Genomic DNA, 21,059 nt, shown 5'->3' on the forward strand with positions numbered 1-21,059 from the left:
GGGCGGTTTAGATCGTGATGACGCGTTTGCGAGCGTCGACCTGCCAGGCTTCGGTGACCTGGCCGCCATTGACGCAGTAGACGACTTCATGAAGGGCAACGGTCGGACAGATATGTGTGGGGACTCCATAGAGCACCGTGCCGACAGGAAAGCGATCTGCATCGGGCACCTCAAGCACCAAGTGCTCTTCACTATGGATCATCAACTTGGCGTCGGGCAATCCAAAAAACTCAACGCGAGGCGGTTGCATTTCTGAAGCAACGGCCTTGTGCCCCAAGTCAATGCAAATCGTCTTCTCGGTCGGACGACTGATGACCCGAGCCAACAAAACGGCGGCATTCTGAATGCCCATCGGTGGACTCAATCCGTCTTGCCCCGCATCCCACAACACCGATGTCCCAGCGCTGACTTCCACCGGAACGGTCGCGCCGCCAGACTGCGCTTGACGATCAACCACACCAGCCATCCAACAGGAAGACGTTGTCCCACAACCGACAACGTGGGGAACAGGCAAGCCCTGTTCAAGCAAGTTGGCGCGCATCTGCCATGCTGGGGCAAACGCCTGATCCACCGCCTGAGTGATCACCTGATCATCCGTGCCATGAATGTGCCCGTCGTAAACATGCAGCCCCGTCACCTTTAATCCTGGCAATTCAGCCAACTGGCCATACAGAGCCTCGGCCGCCGGCCCCGGCGCGATGCCGGTGCGATCCATCCCCACGTTCAGGTCCAAGTAGACAGGGATTTCAACCTTGGCTTCCGCTGCCGCCTGCGAAAGCGACTGAGCAGTTTCAAAATCGTCCACCAAGGTCGAGAACGCGGTCTCTGGAAAGGTGCTGATCAAACGCAGCAAGCGTTGCTGATTGGGCCCCACACAGGGATACGCAACCAGAATGTCCTTCCCGCCTGCTGCTGCCGTCATTTCGGCTTCGGCGATCGTTGCTGCTTTAAATTTTGTGATCCCAGCGTCTAGCTTTAGTTGCACAACACGTGACATCTTGTGAGTCTTGACGTGCGGCCTCAGAACCTCCACGCCGCCCCAGGCAATCATTTGCTGCAAGTTATGTTTGATTCGATCGGGGTACACCAACAACGCCGGCGATGGAATGTCCGCTGCGTTTTGAATTTGATACCACGACGACTGTGCGTTGTCTGACATGAACTTGTTTCTTTCCCAGGAAGTTATCTCGCGTGACAGGGAGGCAAGCTGCGGCTCAATCCCGATGCCGATCGATGAACACACCAACAGATGACGAAGCATCCCTTCTCTTTGCGCCGACCGATTCTTTGCATTGACCGATCACTCTGCCAAGCTGCGCCTCCACATGAGGCATGCAGCGTGACAGTTTATCAGTCCTTGGCGAGTCCGTTGCAGGGGGGATCTCTTAGAATCCGCGCGGCGTCTTGCTGTTTCTGCGGCGGAAGTTTCCCAAACGTGTCGCGTCTAACCAACGAGTAGCAAACGGATGCCATTTGCTAGGCCTGCATGCTGCCCCCCCAACCCGGTTGAGATCAAACCCAACAGCTGGTTTGACTGAAACCATCGTTACAGCCCGATTGTTGGGCGAACGTCCGAGGATCCGCATTTCAGGCTTCCGCCACCTGCTTGGTACTCAACAGCATGGCCAATTTACGGCGAAAGATGGCTTGAACTGCTAACCACAACTTAAGTCACACTAGACGGTTCCCCTCCAACACACCCGCATCAACTCGTTCTGCCGCCCCCCCACCCGGCGGCAGAAAAAAACGACACCGAAACCTTGACACCCGACCGTGGTTTAAAGGGACGCCCCTCGAAACTCAGCCTTCGGCCAAACGTCAGGCGATCTGGCAGCAAAACGGCCTGCCTGAGTTCAATGGGACGGATCACACGTTCAATAGTTGATCGCCACCAGTTTTCCCCAAAACCGATGGCTTCAAAACGTGACAGTGTCAGAAAACGGGCATGATCAAAGCTAGCCATCAATCACATTGCAATTGATGCTTAAGTGTGTTCGAGACGTGAACCCGCCCTTCGCTTCCCGATGCCCCAAAACCTTGATCGCTTACGCGTTGCTCACCGGAGCGTACTTTCAGTTAATGACCACCCCATAAGTACTCACCGTTCTTGAGCACTGACACAGCGGCCCCAGAAAGGCAAACGTGACATGAAGACACGACCACAGATGAAGCCCCAACAACCATCGCGTCCTCGGACAACACAAAAACGATTCTTGGTTGCAATCGCCACCATTGCCTGCATGGCCGCCATGCTGAGCAGCACAGTCGTGTCCGCGAATTCCATCTCCCCGGCAACGGAAAGCGAAGTCAACGAGCCTCGCCTGCCGCTGCAAGGTCACGGCCTGCTGTTCATCGACGGGCACTACATCGCCCCCCCCTACGCCATTGAACCGCTGCCCGCTGGCATCCGCATCAACGAGAGCGACTACGACCTAGAATGGTTTGGCATCAATCTACAAGGCTCTGCAACGAAGGCACCGTTCGCCAAACCGAACCCCAACAGTAAACGTGGCCTTGCCAAACCATCTGCAAAACGCCGCCCCAATGCAGCAGCGGCAAGCTTCCAACAAGGGGGCATGCGAAACGCACGCAGTTTGGAACAACGCGTTCAAAGGGAGTCCGCGAAACTTTACGACTCTTTGATCGGAGCTCAGCTCGGCGGTGTCGTGATCATCCATCAAGGCCTGTCCCCTCTGCTGCTGCAACCCAACGAAGGTAACTTTCACCTGATTCGCTTACTGAAATCCGGCCACTTGGGGGAGGCTGAGTTGCCGGCGGGTGCCTCCGGGGCACACCCCAATGAGACTTGGAAACAGTTCACCAGCAGCTTCCAGCCGTCGACCGCGTTACGAGAGCGCGCGACCGCGATGCTGGATCGTCTAGAAACCGCGGAAGAAAAAGCCAACAGCCAGACCAAGGCAATGCTGCTGGCTACCAAACTATCATTCCCACTGACGATCGCAGCCATGATCTTTGTGGTCCTGGCCTTCGGGCACCTCTTGAACAATCGGCCCACGGTTCAGCTGCCGCCGCTGTTCACTTTTTCTGGCCAGGAATCTGCCGAACCGGAAACCGTTTCAGATAGCGCCGTCGCATCCGCTCGTCTGATCCAATTCGCCGGCGGTCTTTCAAGGGGATTCTCCACCGCCCAGTCGCCGGGCAACCGTTCGGCCAGCAGCACGAACTCACCGAGTGGGGGCCTGTTCCAGCACCGGCAGATCACGCTGCAAGACTGGTTCGACGATGAGACACGTAAAGTCGTTGGCCGCTCGGTGTTGCTGATTGGGATTCTGTCTCTGTTGGACTTGGTTTCCACCATCGTCACCAGTCAAGCTGGGATGATGCGAGAGATGAACCCGCTGGGAAATGGCCTACTGGGTGACGGCTTGGGAAACAGCGTGGCGGCCGTGACGCTCTTTAAGATCACGGTTACTGGCGTGGCTGTGACCATCCTCTTCAGCCTTCGGCGCCGCGCGTTCGCTCAATCAGCGGCGTGGTGGTGCTGCCTGATCATGACCCTGCTGACCGCACGCTGGGTGATTTTCCAGTCCATGTTCATGTAACGAGATGAAAAGGAACTGCCTGGCAGGCACTTCGCTGTCTGCAGGCCGGATTGCAAGCATTTCTTCGGGGACAATCTGGCGTCTCCAGCGACCACCTGCGGCGAGCGAGAATAAATTTCTCAAAAAAAAGACAGCATCAGCGGACTGCGCGCCCGTAAGTCACGACTGAGGCGCGTTTGAAACACCATAAACGCGACTTTTTTCGTCTTTTGAAAGCCAAAAATGAAATCACAGCACAATCCGCGCCAGTTTGTTGGGTTGGGCTTCCCGGAATCCAGAAAATGTGATAATCTTCCGGGTCAAGCCTAGGTTCCAGTCGTCTGTCCCGTGCTCTGACGCTGAGCCTGCACGTATCCGTAGCTGAATTTTGAAGCGATCTCGGTGCTGGGCTTGTCCGATATTTCGTCAGATGAAGAGCGTTTTTTTCTCGCGAAAGTGCTGCGATTGTTCATCGTCACTTTTGTTGCGTAAGAATTGACCGTCACCAGTTTGCAGTCCGTTTCGCATTTCAATGCTTTCGGCGAACGCAGTTTGGTTGCGTCTTCACTGAGAACTGTTTGGGCAACCGAGCGACAAGACACTTTAGCGTTCAACGATTGTCGAGGTCCGATCAACTTTAATTCACGCCTTCGCAAATGCAGTGTGAAAAGGGTTGAGGATTGATGACGTTTTCGTTGTGCCCCGCGATCGATAGCGAAATTCACTTCAACGCGTGCAGACATCGCCGAACGAATGAACAACGGACATTCATTCACACTGCGATTCAGCGTTCCTAAAGAACAAGATCGAATCACCAGCCAACCATTGCCATCCTGATTTCGCTTGATTGATTGCATCGCCAGTCAGTTGCTACAGATCAGTTTCGGCACGTTTGCAGTGAGTTCAATAGTTCTTTAACGAGAACGCAGGTCAGCGACAAAACATTTCCTTACAGCGATTGCGTGACGAAGTTCAGTGTGTATGTCGATCGACGGATGCCTCGGAGGGCAGTCGAAGGAACAGGAAACGAATTCCTGTCCTTGGATTGTTGTTTCGGCCATTTTGATCGTTCTGCGCCCGCTGATTACATCAAAGGATTGTCAATGATTTCGTTTGCCAGCCATCACGACGATGCCGGCCAGCGGATGTCACGTCAACGTTGGTTTGGCAATGATGCCAAGCGGAATGTCCTGCGCACGAATGTTCCCTGCACGAACATTTTTGGTTCCTGGCTGAATTTTTTTCGACCCCCAGCTGACCGGCAACGCAATGTCCCAAAATCCGATTTCACACATCAATCGGAAGTTTCAGATTCCAGTCTGCGAATCTCAGCGTGTTGCACCGCCGCTTTCTACGTCAGCCACCCTTTAGTTTGGTCGAACCATCGCCATTTGGCGATCCGCGAGTCCCGCTCTCCAGTTGTCCATTAGGAGCATCCTTCACCGATGGCAGTTACGTCACAGCGTCGCCTTGAACCGACAACCGTTCGTTATTTCGGATCTGATCAAGGTAAGTTTGAACTTCCCGACCTAACCGCGTTGCAGACCGCTTCTTACAAGGAGTTCTTGCAAGAGTGGGTCGATTCGCTTGAACGCAAGGATCACGGTCTAGAAAGCGTTCTCCGCGAGATTTTCCCCATCGCCAGTTACGATGGCAACATCACGCTGGAATACCTGCGGTACGAACTGGGTAAACCTCGGTACACCAGCCAAGAGTGCCGCCAACTGCGTTTGACCTACGGCATGCCTCTGCGCATCTGGTTGCGTCTGAACCGCGAAGAGCCTCACGAAGAAGAAGTCTACCTGGGCGACATGCCGATCATGTTGGGCGGTGGTGAATTCATCATCAATGGTGCCGAACGGGTCGTCGTCAGCCAGCTGCACCGCTCACCCGGTGTTGACTTTGTCTGGGACACCGACACCACCACCGATCGCAAACTGCCTTCGTGCCGAGTGATCCCCGAACGCGGTAGCTGGGTCGAATTCAATGTCACGAAAAAAGACGCCCTGACGGTCCGGATTGACCAGAGCGGTAAATTCGCAGCCACAACATTGCTTCGCGCAATGGGACCGCAGTTTTCCACCGATGCAGACATTCTGAAAGCGTTCTACCCCACTCGCACCGAGAAGCTTTCCAGCATCAAGAGCGCTGCCAAGCTGGAAGGCAAAATCAGTGTCGACGATGTCGTGTACCCCAGCGGTCACGATCGCGCTGGCGAAATCATTATCGAAGCCGGCCATCGGGTGACCAAAGAGCTGTCAGAAACGATCTGCACCGCCGAAGTCACTTCGATGCAAGTCATCGATCCACCCAAGGTTCCGTTGATCTTCAACACCTTGCTGGATGACAACACCGCCAGCCACGAAGAAGCGTTGCTGCGAATCTACCAGCGACTGCGCCCCGGTAACCCGCCACAACTGGAAAAAGCACGTTTGTTGTTCGAAGAGAAATTCTACGACGACAATCGCTACCGCTTGGGCAAAGTGGGACGCTTCCGGCTGAACCGAAAACTCGGTCTAAACGTCGACGAATCCGTGATGACGCTTCGTCCCGATGACATCATCGAATCCATCCGCTATCTGATCGAATTGTTTGATCCCGAAAGCGACGCTGAAATCGACGACATTGACCACTTGGGCAACCGTCGCTTGCGTACCATCGATGAACTGGCCAGTGAAGAACTTCGCAAAGGCTTTTTGAAACTGCGTCGGACCGTTCAAGAACGGATGAGCGTGAAAGATGCTCAAGACATGACGCCACGTTCGCTGATCAACCCCAAGAGCGTTTCAGCAGCAATCGATTTCTTCTTCGGTCGTGGCGAACTTTCGCAGGTGGTTGACCAGACCAATCCGCTGAGCCAACTGACTCACGAACGCCGCCTCTCCGCACTGGGCCCTGGTGGTCTGAACCGGAAGCGTGCGGGCTTTGAAGTGCGTGACGTTCACATTTCTCACTACGGCCGAATCTGCCCGATTGAGACACCTGAAGGCACGAACATCGGTCTGATTAGCTCGCTGGCCATTTACGCCGGCGTTGATGACTACGGATTCCTGATCACGCCATATCGCTGCGTGAAAGAAGGCAAAGTCACTCAAGACGTTGTTTGGTTGCGTGCAGACGAAGAAAACGACGCCTACGTCGCACCGGCAGATACCGAGGTCAAGGACGGAGCACTGGTCCCTGGCCCCAATATGATTGCTCGCGTACGAAGCGACTTCCAGATCGTTCAGCCAACGCAGGTGAACTACATGGACGTGGCGCCCAGCCAGATGGTGGGTGTCTCCGCAGGTCTGATCCCCTTCTTGGAGCACGATGATGCAAACCGTGCGTTGATGGGTTCGAACATGCAGCGTCAAGCGGTCCCGTTGCTGGTCGCAGAACCACCGATTGTTGGCACCGGAATGGAACGCGAAGTGGCTCGCAACAGTGCGATGGTCATTCGCGCTCGTCGCTCCGGAACCGTAACCTATGTTGACTCCTCACGCATTGAGGTTGGCAGCGATCACTACGAACTGAAAAAGTACCAGGGCCTCAACGAACGCACCTGCCAAAACCAGAAACCACTGGTCCGCCCCGGTGATGAAGTCAGCGAAGGGCAAATCATCGCTGATGGTGCTGCAACCGTGAACGGCGAACTGGCCCTGGGACGAAACGTCCTGGTAGGCTTCATGTCGTTCGACGGCTTCAACTACGAAGATGCGATCATCATCAGTGAAGAACTCGTTCGCAACGACACCTACACCTCGATTCACATCGAAGATTTCGATGTTGAAGTTCGCGAAACCAAACTCGGCCGCGAAGAGTTCACTCGGGACATTCCAAACGTCAGCGAAAAAGCGCTGCGTAACTTGGATGACAACGGGATCGTTCAAGTCGGAACGTATGTCAAACCAGGCGACATTTTGGTCGGTAAGGTCAGCCCCAAAAGCAAGACTGAACTGACTCCCGAAGAGAAACTGTTGCACGCGATCTTTGGCCGGGCCGGTGAAGACGTCAAGAATGACTCGCTGGAAGTGCCATCGGGCATCGAAGGCATCGTCATCGACACTCACAAGTTCTCGCGTCGCATGAGCTTGTCCGAAGAAGATCGGAAAGATTTCGAACGAGAGCTCAAAGAAGTTGAATCAGTCGGCAATGCCGAAATCGCCAGCACCTTTGAAGCACTGGTCCGCGATCTCGATGAAGCCGCTGGCAAGAAACTCAACGACAGCACCGGCACGCCTTTGGCTGACGGTCAAGATCCAAAGTTTGTTGCCGAACGAGCTTCGACGTTCCGTATCGATCACATCATCGATCAGGTCAGCGACGAAGCCAAACAGGATGCCGTTCGCAACGTTTATGCCAGCCAATGGATCAATGTTCAAACTGCCATCGATCAACGTGATCGCAAGCTCAACAGCATGAAGCGTGGTGACGAACTCCGCAGCGGCGTGCTGCAGATGGCCAAGGTGTACGTTGCGACCAAGCGAACCATCAGTGTCGGTGACAAGATGGCCGGTCGTCACGGTAACAAAGGTGTGATCTCAAAGATCCTGCCGATCGCTGACATGCCGTTCTTGCCCGATGGAACTCCGATTCAAATCATGCTCAACCCGCTGGGCGTTCCCAGCCGGATGAATGTGGGTCAGATTCTGGAAACTCACCTCGGCTGGGCGGGAGCCAAACTTGGCTTCCAATCCATCACGCCTGTGTTCAATGGAGCCAGTGAAGAGGACATCAACGGGGCCTTGGATGAAGCCGGCCTGCCACGTCACGGGAAGGTTCGCCTGACCGATGGACGCACCGGGGTTCCGATGGAACAGGAAACCACCGTCGGTTACATCTACATGCTGAAACTGCACCACTTGGTTGATGACAAGGTTCACGCACGTAGCACCGGACCTTACTCATTGATCACCCAGCAACCACTTGGCGGGAAAGCTCGCTTCGGTGGCCAACGCTTCGGTGAAATGGAAGTCTGGGCGTTGGAAGCCTACGGTGCAGCTTACATCCTGCAAGAACTGCTGACCGTCAAGAGCGACGATGTCGAAGGGCGTACCAAGATCTACGAATCAATGGTCAAGGGCGAAAACACCCTGGAAGCCGGCACCCCTGCCAGCTTCGACGTCTTGACCAACGAGATTCGTGGTCTGGCACTGAACATGCAACTAGAGAAACGACCCATCTAGTTGCAGACTGATTCGAAGCCCCGGCAAGCAACACCAACCACTTGCCGGGCACCGTGGCTGAGCAGCCCACGCTGCGTTTACCACCGCGATCTGTCAGCGTGATCGGTCAGCCAGACCGATCAAATCCGCGACACCCACGATCGCAGAACAAACGCAAACAACCAATGACGCGACGATCAGGCGATCCCTCGCGAATTAACAACGAATCACTAGCTAACCGCTAACTGCTAAAGGCTTTCATATCATGTCGATTGGCGAAACCAGCAACTATGATCGCATCAACGATTACGCCTCTGTCCGGATTTCGCTGGCCAGACCTCAGGACATTAAAGGCTGGTCATTTGGGGAAGTCAAAAAGCCGGAAACGATCAACTACCGGACTTATCGCCCCGAGAAAGATGGACTGTTCTGCGAACGAATTTTTGGCCCTGAAAAGGACTGGGAGTGTGCCTGCGGTAAATATCGCGGCATGAAATACAAGGGCATGATCTGTGACCGATGTGGCGTCAAAGTCACTCACAGTCGTGTTCGTCGTAAACGCATGGGTCACATCGACCTGGCCGCTCCAGTGGTCCATATCTGGTTCTTCAAAGCAATGCCCTCTCGCTTGGGCAACCTGCTGAACATGAAAACCAGTTCGCTTGAGAAAGTGATTTACTTCCAAGATTACGTGGTGATCGAGCCCGGTCAAACGGACCTGGAAGCTCAGCAACTGCTGACCGAAGAAGAGTTCCGCGCCGCGCGTCAGCAATACGGCCCCGGTTCGTTTGAAGCCGACATGGGTGCTGAAGCCGTTCGCAAACTGCTGAACAAACTGGACCTCGTCCAGCTCTCCGAAGAACTTCGTATTGAGCTCGAAGAAACCGGCAGCAAGCAAAAGAAAAAGGACCTGACCAATCGCTTGAAGATCGTTGAATCGATCCGTGATAGCGACAACCGTCCCGAATGGATGGTTCTGGACGTCATCCCTGTGATCCCACCCGACCTGCGTCCCCTGGTCTTGCTAGACAGCGGTAACTTCGCCACCAGCGATTTGAATGACCTGTATCGCCGGATCATCAACCGGAACAACCGGTTGCGTAAGCTGGTCGACCTGAACGCTCCTGAAGTCATCATCCGTAACGAAAAACGGATGTTGCAACAGTCCGTCGACGCGTTGTTTGACAACAACCGCTGCAAGCGTCCCGTTCTCGGTTCATCCAACCGACCACTGAAATCTTTGACCGACATGATCAAAGGGAAACAAGGTCGTTTCCGTGAAAACCTGTTGGGCAAACGAGTCGATTACTCCGCTCGTTCAGTCATCGTCGTTGGCCCTCGCCTGAAACTGCACCAATGTGGTTTGCCTAAAAAGATCGCCTTGGAACTGTACCAGCCCTTCATCATCCGCCGCTTGAAAGAACTCGGTCACGCCGACACGATCAAGTCAGCCAAAAAGATGCTCGAGCGCAAGGACGAGGAAGTTTGGGACATTCTCGAACAGGTGATCACCAATCACCCAGTGCTGCTGAACCGTGCTCCAACCTTGCACCGGATGGGAATTCAAGCCTTCGAACCCACCTTGGTCGAAGGCAACGCCATCAACTTGCACCCACTGGTTTGCAAAGGCTTCAACGCTGACTTCGACGGTGACCAAATGGCCGTCCACCTGCCGCTCTCGATCGAAGCACAGGTCGAAGCACACACGTTGATGATGAGCACCAACAACGTCTTTGCACCGTCTAACGGGAAACCCATTATGAGTCCCTCGCAGGACATCGTGATGGGTTGTTACTACATGACCTGCGAACTGCCCGCCCAGAAAGGCGAAGGCATGGTGTTCTCCGGTTACGACGAAGTTGAATTCGCGTTTGCTCAAGGCGTGATCGACTTGCACGCCAAGATCAAGATGCGTTTGCCACGGCACCAACGCTTGAAAACTCCAGCCGATGAAGACTCCATTTACGGACAAATCATCGAAACCACGCCGGGACGCGTTCGCTTTAACGAAATGCTTCCCGACGGCATGGACTTCTATAACCGAGCCATGCGTAGTAGTGACTTGGCCGCGGTGATTAGCGATTGCTATCAGCGACTGGGCCGTCGCCCCACGATTCACTTGCTCGATGACATGATGCAGATGGGCTTCCGCGAGTCCACTCGCAGTGGCTTGTCCTTCGGCACCGACGACTTGGTCACACCAGATTCCAAGGTGGACTACATCAAGGATGCTGAAAAAGAAGTCATGCGACTGCGTAAGGCCTATGACCGCGGTCAAATGGCAGATGACGAACGCTACAACATGGTCCTTGACGAATGGACCAAGGCGCGTGAACTGATCACCGAAGACATGATGGCGGCGATGGAGTCCGACACCCGTAAAGGTGAATGGTACATCAACCCCGTCTTCTTGATGAGCCACTCGGGTGCTCGTGGTGGTATCGCTCAGATTCGCCAGCTAGCCGGCATGCGTGGTCTGATGGCGAAGCCAACCGGTGAAATCATCGAGACCCCCATTAAAGCCAACTTCAGCGAAGGCCTGTCAGTACTGGAATACTTCAGTTCAACGCACGGTGCACGGAAAGGCTTGGCAGATACGGCGTTGAAAACTGCGGACAGTGGTTACCTGACACGTAAGCTTGCCGACGTGGCACAGAACGTTGTGATCACAATGGATGATTGCGGCACCACGCAAGGGATCACCAAGGGGATCGTTTACCGTGGTGAAAAAGTCGAAGTCGGACTGGCCGATTCGATCAACGGTCGTGTCAGCCGAAAGTCGATCGTCAACCCCGTGACGGACGAAGTGATTGTCTCTGAAAGCGAAATGATCACTCCCGAAATCGCTCGCAAAATCGAACAAATGGGCTTGGAAAAGCTGCAAGTTCGAACCCCAATGACCTGCGACGCTCCACTGGGTGTCTGCCGTCGTTGCTACGGCATGGACATGTCAACCGGTGCCATGGTCGAAGAAGGCATGGCCGTTGGGATCATCGCGGCTCAGTCGATCGGTGAACCCGGTACTCAGCTGACCATGCGGACCTTCCACATCGGTGGCTCGGTCAGTAAAGCCATGCAAGAATCGGACATCAAGAGCAAGAAGGCCGGTGAAGTTCGCTTGACGCGAATTCGAGCGGTTAAAAACGCTGAAGGTCGCTTGGTCGTCCTGACTCGTAACGGCGAAATCGCCCTGGTCGATGATCGCGGTCGTGAATTTGAAAGCTATCCCATCCCCACCGGTTCGATGCTGTTGGTGAAAGATGGCCAACAAGTCAAACCAGGTGAAACGCTTTGCGAATGGAACCCGTACTCGGTCCCCATTCTTTCGGAAGTCCCCGGTAAAGTTCGCTTTGAAGACATCGTCGAAGGCGAAACCGTCCGGACTGAAAAAGAAGCCAGTGGCCAAATGCGGATGATCGTCGTTGAACACAAAGGCGACCTGCACCCACAAATCGTTGTTGAAGACAACACCGGCAAAGCACTGAACGTGCAGTTCCTGCCCGAACGTGCGTCAATCTCGGTTTTGGACGGCCAGGACATCAATCCCGGTACCGTGCTGGCTGAAATCCCACGCGACAGCGGTGGTGTTTCGGACATCACCGGTGGTCTGCCTCGAGTCACGGAAATCTTTGAAGCTCGGAAGCCCAAAGATCCTGCCGTTATCGCCGAAGTGGACGGTGAAGTCGAAATCTTGCCCGAGAAGAAACGCGGCAAGACAACCGTTCTTGTTCGCAGCGAATCAGGCATCGAACGTGAACACTTGATCCCAACCGGGAAGCACTTCCTGGTTCACACGGGTGACCTTGTGAAAGCGGGACAGAGCCTTGTTGATGGACCGCTGGTTCCTCACGACATCCTGCGTGTCAGTGGTGAAGAAGCCGTTCAGCAGTACTTGCTGCACGAAATTCAACAGGTCTATCAATCACAGAAGGTTGAGATCAACGATAAGCACTGCGAAATCATCATCGCTCGCATGTTGCGGAAAGTGAAGGTTGAATCGCCCGGTGACACCACCTTGCTGCCAGGTCTGGTGATCGACCGATTCCAGTTCCGCCAAGCCAACCAAGAATTGACCAAGTCAATCAAGGTCGCAGCGGCCGGTGACAGTGATTACAACGAAGGCGTGATCATTCCGAAGGAATTATTCGAAGAAACCAATGCCAAGATCGAAGCCGAAGGCGGCACACCGATGAAGGGCAAGCGGCCAAAACGTGCCACCGCCAGTACTCAACTGCTCGGTATCACCAAGGCTGCGGTTCAGTCCAATAGCTTTATCTCCGCTGCATCGTTCCAAGAAACCACCAAGGTTTTGACCGAAGCTGCACTGGCAGGCAAAGTCGACAAACTGGTCGGCCTGAAGGAAAACGTGATCCTAGGTCACCTGATTCCTGCCGGTACCGGTTTCCGAATGTTCCAAGAAGCCGAAGTCAATTACCGACGCGAAGCCTTGGAAGAACTGGCTGGCCCAGGTGTTTCAACCCTGGAAGAATCCTTCCCACTGCTCGAAGGTGGTGACGAAGTGATGGGCTCCGGAGTTCCTGTCGATGCGGAACCACAAAGCGGCGGTTCACCACTGCCAATGGATCCGCTGGGAATGACAGCCGCTCCGCCACAAGACTTGCCACCGCAGGCAGGCCTTGGCGAGCCACAAGCTCCCTCGCTGGAACAACTGATGGGACAGACCATGACCGAACCTGGTTATGATCCACCTGCCCCAGAGGCTCCTACGCCGGCCACACCAGCGCCAGCCACACCAGAGCCAGCGGAGCCAAGCTATGATTCGCCAGCACCGGTTGAGGAGCATCCCGCCCCGCCAGCTCCCGAGCAGGCCTTGCCTCAGGATTCCCCAGCACCGCCAAGTGTTGAAGAACCCAACGACGACGAAAACCCAATGATTGGTTAGTCGTGATCAGTTCAAGGAAAAGCGGCGTTCGCGCCGCTTTTTTTATGCGCTAACAGCCGGTCCGAGTCATGAACACGGGGCCCCGCTGCTCAGTGTTTCACTGCGGCATGCTGAATGTGTGGTGCAGGGGTGCATGCACGCACCCCTGCATGAAAGATCTTCGAGTCCGGTGGTGCGGAGGCGGAACATCCACTTTATTGCGGCCCAGTTCTGCGATGCCATTTCATTGGTGCGTGCAAGCACGGCACCCTACGAACCCAGATCACCCTCAAACCATTCCGTCGACCTTCCAGTCTTGCGTTCGAGTTGATTAGCAAGCGCTAACTGGGGCAGGTTTGCGCGATGGGCTTGGTTTCAGCGGGCAGAATGTCGCTGCTACTTGCGGCTTAAAATGCGGCTGATGATTCCTGGAATGATGCGATCCGCATAGACCAAGGCTTTGCCGCCAGCACTTAACACGACTTCACGTTTGCGTTTCTTGATCGCAGCCAATGCAGCACCAGCCACTCGCTGGGCGGACCAGCTGCCGACACTTTTTGATTCCATCTTGGAATCGGTCTCGACCAAGGAATCAAAGAACTCGCTTCGCGTGGTACTGGGGCTAACAAGCACCACACTCACGCCACTGCCCGCCAATTCAGTTCGCAACGAATCGGTCCAACCATGCATCGCAAACTTGCTGGCGCAATATTCAGATTTGTCAGGCACCGCACAGTGGCCGAGCACGCTGCCGACGTTACATAGCACTGCGTCTTGAGCGCTCGATAACCGGGGCAACAGCAGACGTGAGAGTTCGACGGGGGCAAAGAAATTGACTTCCATGATCTGCCGCAGACGCTCCGGGCTGGCTTCTTGAAACGGCCCGATGCCGCCGATGCCAGCGTTGTTGACCAACAGATCAAGCTGGCCGCCCAACTCATCAATGCGCTCGACCACTCGCTGACGATCGGCAGGCTTGGTCACATCGCCCACCAGAGGAATCAAAAGCGCTGCTACTTCGGCAGAGGATTCAGCGAGCTGATCAGCCAGCGAATGCAGCTTTTCTTGGCGCCGGGCAATCGCAATGACACGACACCCCTGCTGTATCAGCAATGTCGTCAAGCAACGTCCGATGCCGCTACTGGCACCAGTCACTACCGCTAGTTTGCCGCTAGGATTCCAAGCTTGCACCGTCGCTGCTTTCTAACCTTTGTATGGACAGCCTAAGCCACGTCCGTGGCTTGTTCGGTCGTTGGCGAAGTCACATTGATTGCGGGCGTGTGTTCACTGGACTCTTCGGTCTCTTCGCCCGCCGTGCCTCGATGGATTTGTTCAACGTTCACGGCCGATTGATAAATGGGTCCGACCGCAGCCGCAGCGATTCGAATGTGTGACAGGACTGAATCAGAATTAAACTGCTGCGAAATCAATTCGGCTCGCGCGGCCAAGTAAGACAAGAGTTTGCCATCCGCCGGGTCGATCGTCACTCGTAGCTCCAGGAACTCGCGACTGAGTGCTTCGCCAACGGCTTCGGTCAGCAAGCCCAGCCCTTTGCTTTCCCAAGCGCTGACTGGAATCGCATTGGGATAGCGATCCAAAACACGATTCAACATTGCCGGGGAATCGATCGCATCGATCTTGTTCAGCACCAGCAGCGTGTCTTTCTCTTCAATCTCAAGCTCACTGAGCACCTTATAGACCGCACTGATTTGATCAAAGACGTTGGGGCTGCTGGCATCAGCGACATGCAACAACAAGTCCGCACAACGGGTCTCTTCCAAGGTTGCTTTAAAACTGGCCACCAGCGAGTGCGGCAGATCGCGAATGAATCCAACCGTATCACTCAACAGAACCGTTCCCCAATGAGGCAGCTGCCAGCGTCGGGTTCGGGTGTCCAAGGTTGCAAACAATTTGTCTTCAGCCTGCACACCGGCAGCGGTCAACGCGTTCATCAAGGTGCTCTTGCCCGCGTTGGTATAGCCCACCAAGGAAACCGTGGGCGCGTCCTTTCGGGAAGCGACTTGACGGGCGCGACGCGATTCAACCTTGCCCAGCTCTTGTTTCAAATCATGAATACGTTTTTGGGCCAGACGGCGGTCCACTTCAAGTTGCTTTTCACCAGGACCACGCATGCCGACGCCCATTGCCTGACGCGACAGGTGAGTCCACAAACGCTTCAAACGTGGCAACGAGTACTCAAGCTGAGCCAGTTCAACGGCCAAGCGGGACTCATAGGTTCGAGCTCCAGCGGCAAAGATATCCAGAATCAACTCGGTTCGATCCAGCACTTTGGTACCGATCGCTTTTTCCAAGTTTCGCGTCTGTCCGGGGTTGAGTTCGTTTTCAAAGATCACCACGTCCGCTTGGGTCTTTTCGACCAACAGACGAAGCTCCTCAACCTTCCCCTTGCCAAGATAGGTTCCGTGGTCAACGGTGGCACGGCGCTGAATGAGCTCGCCAACCACTTGCGTTCCCGCGGTCGTGGCAAGCCCATGTAATTCCTCAATGGGATCCTCTGGAACATGCGTCTGTGGCAAAATAAGCCGAGCCAAAACGCTGCGTTCCGGAGTGTCATCAATGACCGTATGTTGTTCTCGCACGTACTAAAAATGCCTCGTTGTTTGAATGGTCTCTCACCAGTGACAGTATACCTTGATTGTCATCCCCGAGGCGCCACCGGCCACCTGACAGGATCATCCCCCCAGATAGAACCAGTTTAATGAAAGGATCTGTAGCGGTTACTGCACCCTAGAAGAGCTGGCATCCTACCCACTGAACCGGTCGACGACCAACGGCCTCTGTTTTTTCACCATGAGCTCAACCGAGCAGAGGGAGCAATAAAACTGAGCACTGGGATGCCTAAAACCGACCCCAAAACGGCGTTTTCAGGCCACCCACAGGAATCTAGACGCATCTGACACGAATCATGTTCGCGGTCAAAAAGAGAGAGCGTGTGCAGGCTCAGTTAGCGCGGCTTATTGGGCGACTTGCCCGACCGTCGATGTCGCATCGCAACCAGGGTTTCAAATTCACCCTGCTGCACCACGGTGCCGCTTTCATTGATCAATTGCCGCAGCCACAGGACTTTGACGGCTCGACGGCCATGGCTTTCCAAGCTGATCACTTGGCAATGGGCATGAACTTTTTCGCCATGAAACAGAGGAGCATCAAAACTCCACTTCCCAATTCCGACGAAGGCCAAAGTAGCAACATTGGGACAAGTACTGCCCAGTCCAGCCAAGACACTTAGCCCTAGCAAGCCATGAACGATGGGGCGACCAAAGGGAGAATCGGAGCTTTCAGGATCATGAATCGAAGTGTGGTCACCCGTTAGCCCGGCAAACTGCACGACGTCATCGGCGGAGATTTCACGCGGCTCAGTGGTCCAACAATCACCGACCTGCAGATCTTCACCATACAATAGATCCTGTGCAGCAAGACTGGCAGCGGTGGACGACGCCTCAGGACGCGATTTGGCGGCCTGTGGACCTTGGTCCTTCGATTGCTTGCGGCGCAGTGGTTCACTCCGATTGGAGGCTACACCATCAATATCTCTAAGCAATGACACGTCGAACGATGTGGGGGTTGGGGCGAATCGAGCAGCGTTTGGCTAAAAGTGCACCGATGGATGTTTCGGCAATCCAATCACCACTTTAGAAAAACAACGCGCCATCGGTAGAGTGAAAATTCGATTTTTCACCGAATGTCGCACTGATTGTTAAAACGGCTTCCAGTTCTCGGCAATCTGTACGGAATGGGCAGGAATCGCGACCAGCACGAAACCCTGGCAGCCTGGCATTGATGGTCAATGAGCATTCATTTCCGCCGCCAGGCTGATCCAACCGCAACGCCGATCGACCTCTAGTCCACCCAGTGGAAACCCAAAGCCGGTCTTGGCCTCCAGTTCAAATCCCGCGTAGGATCTTTCCTGACCAAACCAGGGTACCGCACCCTCATCGGTGCGTCCCAAGCCTGATTTGATTACAATGGTTTGGCCAACCCTACCTCACTCCCAGTGTCCCACCGGAATCTCCTAGCTCATGAATCAGTCGGTTTCCCACCACACGACGTCCTCTACTTGCCGGACATTCCGCATGCAGAGATGCACCATTGCAGCGGCATTGCTATTTGTTGCGACCGCTCTTGCCATTCCCAGCCAAGCTCAGCAGCCCGAAGCTCGAAATCACCCGCTTTCCTTTCGCGTCAAAATGCTTGCCTTGGATGCCAATGAAGGAATCGCGGCAGGGGATCTGGACGGTGACGGGAAAAAGGACCTGGTTGCGGGCCGCCAATGGTTCCGAGGCGGTGATTGGGTCGGGCGCCCACTGCGATCCATCGAAGACTGGAACGGCTACATTCAAAGCAACGGCGACTACCTGCTAGACATTAACGGGGACGGACGCCTTGATGTCGTCGCCGGCTCGTTCATTCCAACGCAAGTGCACTGGTACGAAAACCCCGGCAGCGAAGCCTTGCGACTGGGCAAGCAGTGGCCGCAACGACCGCTCATTGAAACCGGCTTCTCTCAAAACGAGGGACAGCTGCTACAAGATATCGATGGAGATGGTAAACCAGAATGGATCGTCAATAGCTGGAAGAAAAACACCCCGATGATGATTTATCGTCAGGTCCCCAGCGATTCGAAACTCGCGCAAGAAGCCAATAAGAAACTGCAGGCTGCAATCGCCGCCAACAAGGACTCCAAAATCAAACCCGCCAAGCTCTCCGAAACCTGGGTGGGACATGCGCTGGGTGATTCCGGCAACGGACATGGTGTCGCTGTCGGAGACCTAAACAATGATGGCAAACTGGATCTGATGGTTGGACAAGGTTGGTATCAGCAACCCGACGAAAACCCATGGTCACAGCCCTGGACCTTCCACGCTGACTGGGACCTACATAGCTCGCTGCCAATGATCATCACGGACTTGGATCAAGACGGCGATAGCGACGTCATTATCGGCAACGGTCACGCCCATGGACTGTACTGGTGGGAACAAACCGGCCGGGACAAAGCGACTGGCAAATTGATGTTCGAGCAGCATGACATTGACGATAGCTACAGCCAACCACACACGCTGCACTGGGTCGATCTAAACGGAGACGGCCAACCAGAACTGATCTCCGGCAAACGCTACTACGCACACAACGGACGTGACCCAGGCGGCAACGACCCGCCATGCCTGTACTACTACACCTGGGACAAACAGAAACGTGAATTCACCCGCCACACGATCGATGAAGGTCACGTGGGCTGTGGTTTACAGATCGTTGCCGAGGACTTAAACGACGACGGCAAAATCGACCTTGCCGTCGCTGGCAAAAGTGGCACCTATTTGCTGTTGGCCGAATGAATGCATCAAACGAGCCAAGCTTGTCGCAGGATTCGTTAACCCTGCAACAAGCTCAGCAGGACGTTGATCAGTGGATTCAATCGATTGGGGTCCGCTACTTCGACCCCATGACCAATCTTGCTCAGTTGATCGAAGAAGTCGGGGAGGTGGCGAGAATCCTCTCGCGCACCCATGGCGAGCAAAGCTATAAACCTGATGACCAGCCCGGCCAGCTGGCTGATGAACTCGCTGACGTTTTGTTTGTCACACTATGCTTGGCCAATCAGTCGGGGATCGATCTGACCGAAGCCTTGCAAGCCAACCTCGACAAGAAAACCAAACGCGATCGGGACCGTCATCGCAACAACCCCAAGCTGCAGTCTTAAAACACTGAATGACCCTCGACACTACCGTTGGGGTCATGCTTGCCTATGCCACCGTTGCCAAAGCGTTACCTCAGCAGCCTCGCTGGATTCTCTATCATCCAGCGAGTCAATTGTTCGGCACCGATACCAAGTTTCTCTGTCAACAATCGATGCATTTGCGGCATCGTCGTCGCGCAGCCTGCAAAGTGCTTGCGGTCGGCAGACCAGGCCGCTAAATCTTGATCGACATGCACACACTGATCGCCCAACTGGTACTTGCCGGGTCCCAGTCCAGCGGCGCTGATCGCATCGCTGACAATCACGACTCGATCTTCTGGTACCACTTGCAGGTAGTTCTTCAATGCAAACAGCGGAACATGATGCCCATCAGCAATGAATGAGATCGTCAACTGCTGGGATCGCGACAACACCCGTTGAACGATGTTGTCGTGGCGATGCAATTGGCCGGGACAACCGTTCCCCAGGTGCGTGAAGAGACTTAGCCCAGCATCGATCGCTTGATCTAAAACGGCGAGACTGGGATCACAATGACCTGCCGCAACCAGAATGCCCTGATCGACAAGTTGACCGACCGCCGGCACTGCGTGCGGGGACTCTGGAGCCAGCGTCACCATTTTGACGTGCCCCGCTCCGGAATCCAAAATCTGCTCAATGCGTTCGGGCGTCGGGGCGCAAACGTGTTGCCTGGGATGAGCGCCGACGTAACCGTCGGTGGGGTTGATAAACGGACCTTCAACATGAATCCCCGCGAAGACCTGCTTGGCTTCGGGAAGCGTCTCAATGGCTTGCGCGATCCGGCCAATCCGCTGACACATCAACTGCAAGTCATCGGTGATAATGGTTGGCAAACACTGCTGCACGCCATCGTCTGATAAACGCTGACAAACATCAATCAACTGCCGATCGGTCAACGGCGGGCCATTAAAGTCAATGCCCGCGTACCCGTTGACTTGTAAATCGATCCAACCGCTCACGACACATGCTCTGCTTCGGCCAGACTTGCCTGATCAATGCGACTGGCTGCGGCCTGATCAATCACCAAGTAAGCATTGGGATGAGTGGTCAAAATGGTCGATGGAACAGCGGGATCAATCGGACCAGCAAGTGTCTTGGCTACGGCATCGGCTTTCCGCTGATCCGGCACGCTACAGAAGATGGCTTTCGACTTTAGAATCTGCTTGATGGACATGCTGATCGCCTGAGTCGGCACGCTCTCCAAGCCGTCAAACCATCCTTCACCGACCTGTTGCATCCGGCAGGCATGATCCAAGTCGACCACAAGATAAGGTGCCTCTGTTTCAAAATCAGCCGGCGGATCGTTGAACGCGAGGTGAGCATTTTCACCGATACCGATCAAGGCCACATCGATTTCAACCTTGCTGATCGCGTCACCCGCCTGCTGAATCACTTGCTGCGGATCCTGGTCGCCGGGCAGGTATTGAAACGAAGCCAGCGGCACGTGATCAACGAAACGTTGTTTGAGGTAACCGCAAAACGAAGCCGGATGTGAGCTGTCAATCCCCACGTATTCGTCCAAGTGAAATCCGTGGACACGAGACCAATCAATGTCGGGCTGTTTGATCAGATTGGCCAACACCTCAAACTGCGACGCACCGGTTGCAACCACGATACTGGCACGCCCACGCTGCCTGATTGCTTCACGGATCACCTCTGCAGCACCGGTTGCAGAATAAACTCCCATTTGCCCTGCGTCGGGCGTGACGACCGTTTTCATAACGCTAACACTCGCTAATCACCAAGACTGATTC

At 54.7% G+C, this 21,059-nt stretch carries 11 protein-coding genes; 5 read left to right on the forward strand and 6 right to left on the reverse strand.

What is annotated here, in order from left to right; genetic code table 11:
- Positions 1–7: 7 nt before the first annotated feature.
- Positions 8–1,159, reverse strand: coding sequence for a D-TA family PLP-dependent enzyme (locus tag SV7mr_RS18005; protein WP_145275326.1), 1,152 nt, complete (start codon positions 1,157–1,159; stop codon positions 8–10).
- Positions 1,160–2,147: 988 nt separating this feature from the next.
- On the opposite strand from SV7mr_RS18005, the gene SV7mr_RS18010 reads away from it, so the two are divergent.
- From SV7mr_RS18010 to rpoC, 3 genes are all read left to right on the forward strand, one after another.
- Positions 2,148–3,563 (forward strand): DUF5658 family protein, encoded by a 1,416-nt coding sequence (locus SV7mr_RS18010; protein WP_145275329.1) that lies wholly within the window; start codon positions 2,148–2,150, stop codon positions 3,561–3,563.
- A 1,424-nt stretch (positions 3,564–4,987) separates the two neighbouring features.
- On the forward strand, positions 4,988–8,710 hold the full coding sequence (gene rpoB / locus SV7mr_RS18015) for a DNA-directed RNA polymerase subunit beta (protein WP_145275332.1): 3,723 nt from the start codon (positions 4,988–4,990) through the stop codon (positions 8,708–8,710).
- 244 nt (positions 8,711–8,954) lie between these two features.
- Complete coding sequence (gene rpoC / locus SV7mr_RS18020) at positions 8,955–13,592, forward strand: DNA-directed RNA polymerase subunit beta' (RefSeq protein ID WP_419187562.1); 4,638 nt, start codon at positions 8,955–8,957, stop codon at positions 13,590–13,592.
- A gap of 375 nt (positions 13,593–13,967) precedes the next feature.
- Here the strand turns inward: rpoC and SV7mr_RS18025 are convergent, their stop codons facing one another.
- From SV7mr_RS18025 to SV7mr_RS18035, 3 genes are all read right to left on the reverse strand, one after another.
- Positions 13,968–14,762, reverse strand: coding sequence for an SDR family NAD(P)-dependent oxidoreductase (locus SV7mr_RS18025; protein ID WP_145275335.1), 795 nt, complete (start codon positions 14,760–14,762; stop codon positions 13,968–13,970).
- 32 nt (positions 14,763–14,794) lie between these two features.
- Positions 14,795–16,171, reverse strand: a complete 1,377-nt coding sequence (gene hflX, locus SV7mr_RS18030) for a GTPase HflX (protein WP_145275338.1) — start codon at positions 16,169–16,171, stop codon at positions 14,795–14,797.
- Positions 16,172–16,536: 365 nt separating this feature from the next.
- Positions 16,537–17,139 (reverse strand): MaoC family dehydratase, encoded by a 603-nt coding sequence (locus SV7mr_RS18035; protein ID WP_145275341.1) that lies wholly within the window; start codon positions 17,137–17,139, stop codon positions 16,537–16,539.
- A gap of 640 nt (positions 17,140–17,779) precedes the next feature.
- Between SV7mr_RS18035 and SV7mr_RS18040 the strand changes: the two genes are divergently transcribed.
- Complete coding sequence (locus SV7mr_RS18040) at positions 17,780–18,925, forward strand: FG-GAP repeat domain-containing protein (protein WP_419188484.1); 1,146 nt, start codon at positions 17,780–17,782, stop codon at positions 18,923–18,925.
- Positions 18,922–19,290: a nucleotide pyrophosphohydrolase gene (locus tag SV7mr_RS18045; RefSeq protein ID WP_145275348.1), complete on the forward strand. Its 369-nt coding sequence runs from the start codon at positions 18,922–18,924 to the stop codon at positions 19,288–19,290. The genes SV7mr_RS18040 and SV7mr_RS18045 overlap by 4 nt, the downstream gene beginning before the upstream one ends.
- Positions 19,291–19,355: 65 nt before the next feature.
- Here the strand turns inward: SV7mr_RS18045 and SV7mr_RS18050 are convergent, their stop codons facing one another.
- Both SV7mr_RS18050 and SV7mr_RS18055 read right to left on the reverse strand, forming a co-directional pair.
- Positions 19,356–20,264, reverse strand: coding sequence for an N-acetylglucosamine-6-phosphate deacetylase (locus SV7mr_RS18050; RefSeq protein ID WP_145275351.1), 909 nt, complete (start codon positions 20,262–20,264; stop codon positions 19,356–19,358).
- Positions 20,261–21,025 (reverse strand): glucosamine-6-phosphate deaminase, encoded by a 765-nt coding sequence (locus SV7mr_RS18055; RefSeq protein ID WP_419187563.1) that lies wholly within the window; start codon positions 21,023–21,025, stop codon positions 20,261–20,263. The genes SV7mr_RS18050 and SV7mr_RS18055 overlap by 4 nt, the downstream gene beginning before the upstream one ends.
- Positions 21,026–21,059: the final 34 nt, after the last annotated feature.

Origin of the sequence: Stieleria bergensis (assembly GCA_007745635.1) — a bacterium.
GTDB classification, from domain to species: Bacteria; Planctomycetota; Planctomycetia; order Pirellulales; family Pirellulaceae; genus Stieleria; species Stieleria bergensis.